Consider the following 6,584-nt stretch of genomic DNA (forward strand, 5'->3'; position numbering starts at 1 on the left):
GAGAGCGCATGAATTCCGGAAGAACCCCAGTCTTGGGTACGTGCGGGAGCGCTGTCCTGGCCCTTCCCTGACAGGACCTTGCGGTGGCACTTCCCTGCCAGCACAGAACCCGTTACCTCGTTTGGGCGGCAGCTACTGTCTCCATTGCACGCCTACAGGTGAGAGGGAATCCATGCCGAAAAGATCTGATTCGGGGATTCTGGGTACGATCGGCCGGACGCCCCTGGTGGAACTGGAGAGAATGTTTCCCGGGGGGCACTCACAAGTCTTCGCCAAGATCGAGCGTTTCAACCCAGGTGGCAGTATAAAAGATCGAAGCGGCCTCAACATGATCTCCGAGGCCCTGCGCAGCGGCGAGATAACGCCGGGGCGATCGGTCGTGGTGGAATCGAGCTCGGGAAACCTGGCGGTCGGACTCGCCCAGATATGCAGATACTTCGGGCTGCGTTTCATCTGCGTGATCGACGCCAAGACCACCGAGCAGAACATGGCCATCCTCCGGGCCTACGGGGCCGAGGTGGAGGTGGTCGACAAGAGGGACCCCGCCACAGGGGAGTTCCTGCCCGTCAGATTGCGCAGGGTGCGCGAGCTGGTGGAAAGCATTCCGCACGCGTACTCGCCCGACCAGTATGCGAACCTGTTCAATCCGAAGGCCCACGAAAGCACCATGCACGAGATAGTCGAAGCCCTCCACGGGCGGCTCGACTTCCTCTTCTGCTCGGTCAGCACCTTCGGCACGCTGCGCGGCTGCGCGGACTACATCCGCCGCGCCGGGCTGGCGACCAAGGTCGTGGCCGTCGACGCGGAGGGCAGCGCGATCTTCGGCCGGCCGCCCACCAGGCGGCTCATCCCCGGCCACGGCGCCTCCGTACGGCCCGCCCTGATGGACCCGGGAGCGGCCGACGACGTGGTGCACGTCTCGGACCTCGACTGTGTCGTCTTCTGCCGGCGACTGGTGGGGCGGGAGGCGATCCTGGCCGGCGGATCGTCCGGGGCCACGCTCGCCGCGGTGGACAAAATGCTGCCGCGCATTCCGCGCGGATCCGTCTCCGCCCTGATTTTCCCCGACGGGGGAGACCGCTACCTCAAGACCATCTATTCCGACGACTGGGTGCGTGAGAACTTCGGTGAAGTATCGCACCTGTGGAAGGGTTGATCTGTCCCATGCTGGTAATTCGCCAGTCCGACGTGGAAAAGCTCCTCAGCGGAAAGGAGAAAGAACACATCGAGATGGTCCGGGCGACCTACGAACTGCATGAGCAGGGCGCCACGACGGTCCCGCACTCCATCTTCCTCCGTTTTCCGGAGCAGCCCGCCAACCGGATCATCGGTCTTCCCTCGTACCGCGGCGGCGACAACCCCGCCGCCGGGATCAAGTGGATTTCCTCGTTCCCCGGGAACGTCCAGTCCGGCACGGCGCGGGCCAGCGCGGCGATGCTCCTCAACTCGCTGCGCACCGGTCACCCCGAGGCCCTGCTCGAAGGGTCTTTGATATCGGCCGCGCGTACCGCCGCCAGTGCGGCGCTCGCCGCCGAGATGCTCACCAGGGAAAACCGCCCCAAGGGTGTTTCCCTCATCGGCTGCGGCGTCATCAACCTGGAGATCCTGCGCTATCTCAAGGCCGCTCTCGAAGGTCTTGAAGAAGTGACGGTCCACGACAGTTCCACGATACGTGCGCAGGAATTCGCCCGGCGCTGCGCGGAAATCCTTCCCGAGGCCCGCGTCTCTCTCGCGGCGAGCCTCGACGACGCGCTGGCCGCGCAGTCCCTGGTCTCCTTCGCCACCTCGGCGGGCGAGCCCCACACCGACCTGACCGCGGCGGCGCCCGGCACGGTGGTCCTGCACATCTCCCTGCGGGACATCGACCCCGAGACGCTCATCCAGGCGCACAACATCGTGGACGACGCGGACCACGTGTGCCGCGAGCGCACCTCGCTCCACCTCGCCGAACAGATCACCGGGGGCCGCGCCTTCATCGACGCGTCCATCGGCCAGCTCATCGCCGGCACCCGGCAGTTCACCCCGTCGCCGAAGAAGGTCACCGTCTACTCGCCGTTCGGGCTCGGGGTCCTCGACCTCGCCCTGGCCGTCGACGTGCACCGCACCGCCCGCGGGCTCGGCCTGGGCGTGGAGATCACGGACTTCCTGTCCTGAGCCCCGCCCGCCGCCCTTCCCCTTTCCACGCACCCCCCTTCGCACCGCACCGAGGAGAACCATGTCCAGCGAACTGAACGACACCGCCGTGTACCGCGTCGTGCTCAACGGCGAGGAGCAGTACTCGATCTGGCGGGCCGGCCGGGCGCTGCCCGCCGGCTGGAGCGCCGAGGGCACCGAGGGCACCCGCGAGGAGTGCCTGGCCCGCATCAACGACGTGTGGACCGACATGCGTCCGCTGAGCCTGCGCCACCGCATGGAGAGCCAGAACTCCGCCGCCTGATCCGCCGCCCCGAGCGGGCCCTCCACCACCACTGAATTCCGAGTCGCACCTGGCGCCAGGTCATTCGAAGGAGCACCTGTTGAACGCCGCACAGTTGCCGGGGACCTCCCTGAGCGGAACTGTCCCTCCCACCCTGCCCGTGCTCGTCGCACAGCAGGCCGCCCGCACTCCCGACGCGACGGCCGTCATCGACGGTGCCCGCACGCTGACCTACCGGGAGCTGGATCTCGCCGCCGACCGCACGGCGCGCTTCCTGCGCTCGGCCGGCGCCGGCCCCGGCTCCCCGGTCGGCGTGTGCCTGGGCCGGGGCATCGACCTGGTCGTCACCCTCCTGGGGGTGTGGAAGGCGGGGGCCGGCTACCTGCCCCTGGACCCCGGCCACCCCCGGGAGCGGCTGGAGTCCCTCCTCCTGGAGTGCGGCGCCACCCTGGTGGTCGGCGAGCGGGAACTGACCGGCCCGGCGGCGGGCGTCCGCGCCGTGTCCCCGCAGGACATACGGGACCGGGCGGGGGCTCTCCCGGAGACGGCCGCCCCCGCCGTCGCCGTCGATCCCCTGGGCGTCGCGTACACCATCTTCACCTCGGGATCGACGGGACGGCCCAAGGGGGTGCAGGTCACCCACGCCGGCATCGCCAACCGGGTGACCTGGGCCGTGCGCACGCAGAAGCTGACCGCCGACGACCGCGTCCTCTTCAAGACCTCGATCGGCTTCGACGCGGCCGGCTGGGAGATCTTCGCCCCGCTGATCAGCGGCGGAAGCGTCGTCACCGCCCCGGACGGCACCGAGCGTGACGCCGCGGCGCTGCTGAAGGCGGTCGCCGACGGCGGCGTCACCGTCCTCCAGGTCGTCCCCTCCGTCCTCAGGCTGCTGGTCGAGGAGGACGGCTGGGCCGGCTGCCACGCGCTGCGCCTGCTCTTCTCGGCCGGTGAGCCGCTGCACGCCGAACTCGTCGAGCGGCTGCGCGAGCGGGCCGGCCGGGGGATCGGCGTGTGGAACACCTACGGGCCCACCGAGTGCTCCATCGACATCACCGCCCACCGCGTGGACCCGGAGCAGAAGTCCGGCCCCGTGCCGATCGGCCGCGCCCTCAGCAACATGCGCGTGCTGGTGATGGGCCCCGACGGCACCCCGGTGCCCAAGGGCGTCACCGGAGAGCTGTACGCGGACGGAATCGGCCTGGCCCAGGGGTACGCGGGCCGCCCGGACCTCACCGCGGAGCAGTTCGTCCCGAACCCGTACGGCGCCCCCGGCTCCCGGCTGTACCGCACCGGCGACCTGGTGCGCTGGAACGCCGAGGGCGTACTGGAGTACCAGGGCCGGGCCGACGCCCAGCTCAAGGTCAACGGCGTGCGCATCGAGCCGGGCGAGATCGAGGCCGCGCTCACCTCCCACCCGGACGTGAGCGGCGCGGTCGTCTTCGCCTTCGCGGCGGGCGACGGCGGCAAGCGGATCGGTGCCGCCCTCACGACCCGCGTCCCCCTCGACACCACCGCGCTGCGCCGCCACCTCCGGCAGCGGCTGCCCGACACCCACGTCCCCTCGCTCTTCCACGGCGTCGACGTCTTCCCCCTGACCCCCAACGGCAAGGTGGACCGGGCCGCGCTCGCCGCCGCCGTGGACGAGACCGGCGCCGCGGCGGGGCAGGGCGGCTACGTCGCCCCCCGCACCAGCGCCGAGGAGCAGGTCGCCGAGGTGTGGGCGGCCCTGCTCGGCCGGGAGAAGGTCGGCGCGACCGACGACTTCTTCGCCCTCGGCGGTACGTCGCTCCAGCTCACCAGGCTGGCGGCCAGGCTCCGCGCCTCGGGCGTCTCGATCTCGATGCGCGGCCTGTTCAGCGCCACCACGGTGGAGGCCCAGGCCAGGCTGATCGACGCGCCGTCCGACGGTGCCCGGCCGATACCGGCCGTGTCCAGGTCCGGTGCCCTGCCGCTGTCCTCCGGGCAGCGCAGGCTGTGGTTCCTCGACCGTCTGAACCCCGGCAGCCGCGAGTGGGTCGCCCCCCTGATCCTGCGGCTGCCGGCCGCCACGCCGGTGGACGTCCTGCGGTCCGCGCTCACCGCGCTCGGCGCCCGCCACGAGGCGCTGCGCACCCGCTACCTGGACGACGGCGGCGAGCCCCGCCAGGTCGTCGGGGACGCCGGGCCGGTGGAGCTCCGGGTCGTCGACACCGGACGCGACGGCCTGGCCACGTACTTCGAGGAGCAGTTCGCCCGCGGTTTCGACCTGGCGACCGGTCCGCTGTGGCGCGTCCTGCTGGCCAGGGTCCCCGGCGAGGACCACGTCCTGCTCGTCACCATGCACCACATCGCCTGTGACGGCTGGTCCACCGTCGTCCTGGAGCGCGAGCTGCGGGAGCTGTGCGCCGCCGCACTCGCGGGCCGCGAGCCCTCGCTGCCGGCGACCGGCATCCAGTACGCCGACTACGCGGCCTGGCAGAGCTCCCGGCTGACCGAGGAGTTCACGGCCGCGGAGCTCGCGCACTGGCGCACCGCCCTGGACGGCATCGCCCCGCTGGAGCTGCCCACGGACCGCCCCCGTCCGCCCGAGCGCGACCCGCGCGGCGCGGTCGTCCCGGTCCGGGTGGAACCGGAGCTGGTGGCGAAGGTGGAGGAGCTGGGCCGCGGGCACGGCGCCACACCGTTCATGACCCTGCTGACCGCCTTCGCCTCGGTGCTGGCCAGGCAGAGCGGGCAGTGGGACGTTCCGGTCGGCACCCCGGTCGCGGGCCGGACCCGCCCGGAGGTCGCGAACACGGTCGGCTTCTTCCTCAACTCCCTGGTGGTGCGCTGCGCGTTGGAGGGCGATCCCACCTTCGCCGAGGCGCTGGGGCGGGTGCGCGCCGCGTCCGTGGCCGCGTTCGCGCACCAGGAGCTGCCGTTCGACCGGCTGGTCGACGAGTTGCAGCCCGAGCGCGACATGTCCCGTACGCCGCTCTACCAGGTCGCCTTCGACATGCACAGCGAGGGCGTCACCAGCGTCGCCACCGACGCGGCGGACCTGCGGGCGTTCGCCGAGGCGTGGACGGTCGCCAAGACGGACCTCTCCGTCTTCATCGGGCGGTCGGCGGACGGGTCGCTCGAAGGCGTCTTCGAGTACGCGACCTCGCTCTTCGACGCGTCGACCGTGGTCCGCGTGAAGGAGCAGTTCATCCGCTTCCTGGAGGAGGTCACGGCCGACCCGGCCGTCCGGCTCTCCTCGGTCGCGCTCCTGCCGGCCGACGAGCGGCAGCGGCTGCTGGACCTGGGTACGGGCGAGGCGGCCGACTTCACGGACGCGTCCGTGCTCCGCCGCTTCGAGGAGCAGGCCCGCCGCGGCCCGGACGCGCCCGCGGTCGGCTTCGCCGACGGGACGGTGACGTACAGCCAGCTGGACGTGCGGGCCAACCAGATGGCCCACCACCTGAAGGCGGCGGGCGTCGGCGCGCGGTCGGTGGTCGGGGTGCTGCTGGACCGCGGGCCGAATCTGCTCGCGAGCCTGCTCGGGGTGTGGAAGGCCGGCGCGGCCTACGTGCCGATCGACCCCTCCTACCCGGCCGAGCGCATCGCGGCCATGCTCACCACCTCGGGCGCCGTGCTCGCGGTCACCGAGGAGGCGTACGAGGACCGCTTCGGCGGCGTCGGCACGGTCCTGGTGGACCGCGACCGGCCCGTGCTGGACGAACGGCCGCGGACCGCGCCGGACCGCGCCGAGGACGGCGACGCCCTGGCCTACGTGATCTTCACCTCCGGATCGACCGGCCGCCCCAAGGGCGTCGCCGTCACCCACCGGGGCCTGGCCAACCACGTCGGCTGGGCCGCCCGCGAACTGGCCTCGCAGGGCGGGCGGGGCGCGCCGCTGTTCTCCTCGGTCGCCTTCGACCTGGTCGTCCCCAACCTGTGGGCCCCCCTGGTCACCGGCCAGCGGGTGCACACCGTCGCCCAGGACACCGACATCGCCGACCTCGGCGCCGCCCTGGCCAAGAGCGGACCGTACAGCTTCGTCAAGCTGACCCCCGGGCACCTCGAGATCCTCGCGGAACAGCTCACCGCGGAGCAGGCGGGCGCGCTGGCGCCGGTGCTCGTGGTGGCCGGCGAGGCCTTCACCCGCGCCACGCTGGAGCGCTGGCGCGCCCTGGCCCCGCAGACCCGCCTCATCAACGAGTACGGC

Annotated in this window: 4 protein-coding genes; all 4 read left to right on the forward strand. The window is 71.7% G+C overall.

The window, feature by feature from the left end; translation table 11 throughout:
- Positions 1–172: 172 nt before the first annotated feature.
- Entirely contained in the window at positions 173–1,156 is a 984-nt protein-coding gene (gene sbnA, locus ABD374_RS15210; RefSeq protein WP_344495401.1) for a 2,3-diaminopropionate biosynthesis protein SbnA, read from the forward strand.
- 8 nt (positions 1,157–1,164) lie between these two features.
- Positions 1,165–2,154, forward strand: a complete 990-nt coding sequence (sbnB, locus tag ABD374_RS15215; RefSeq protein ID WP_344495403.1) for a 2,3-diaminopropionate biosynthesis protein SbnB — start codon at positions 1,165–1,167, stop codon at positions 2,152–2,154.
- A 61-nt stretch (positions 2,155–2,215) separates the two neighbouring features.
- Positions 2,216–2,437: an MbtH family protein gene (locus ABD374_RS15220; protein ID WP_344495405.1), complete on the forward strand. Its 222-nt coding sequence runs from the start codon at positions 2,216–2,218 to the stop codon at positions 2,435–2,437.
- Between the two features lie 79 nt (positions 2,438–2,516).
- Positions 2,517–6,584 (forward strand): amino acid adenylation domain-containing protein (locus ABD374_RS15225; RefSeq protein WP_344495407.1); only part of this gene is annotated, 4,068 nt, incomplete at its 3' end.

Source organism: Streptomyces enissocaesilis (assembly GCF_039533765.1).
Classification (GTDB): Bacteria; Actinomycetota; Actinomycetes; order Streptomycetales; family Streptomycetaceae; genus Streptomyces; species Streptomyces enissocaesilis.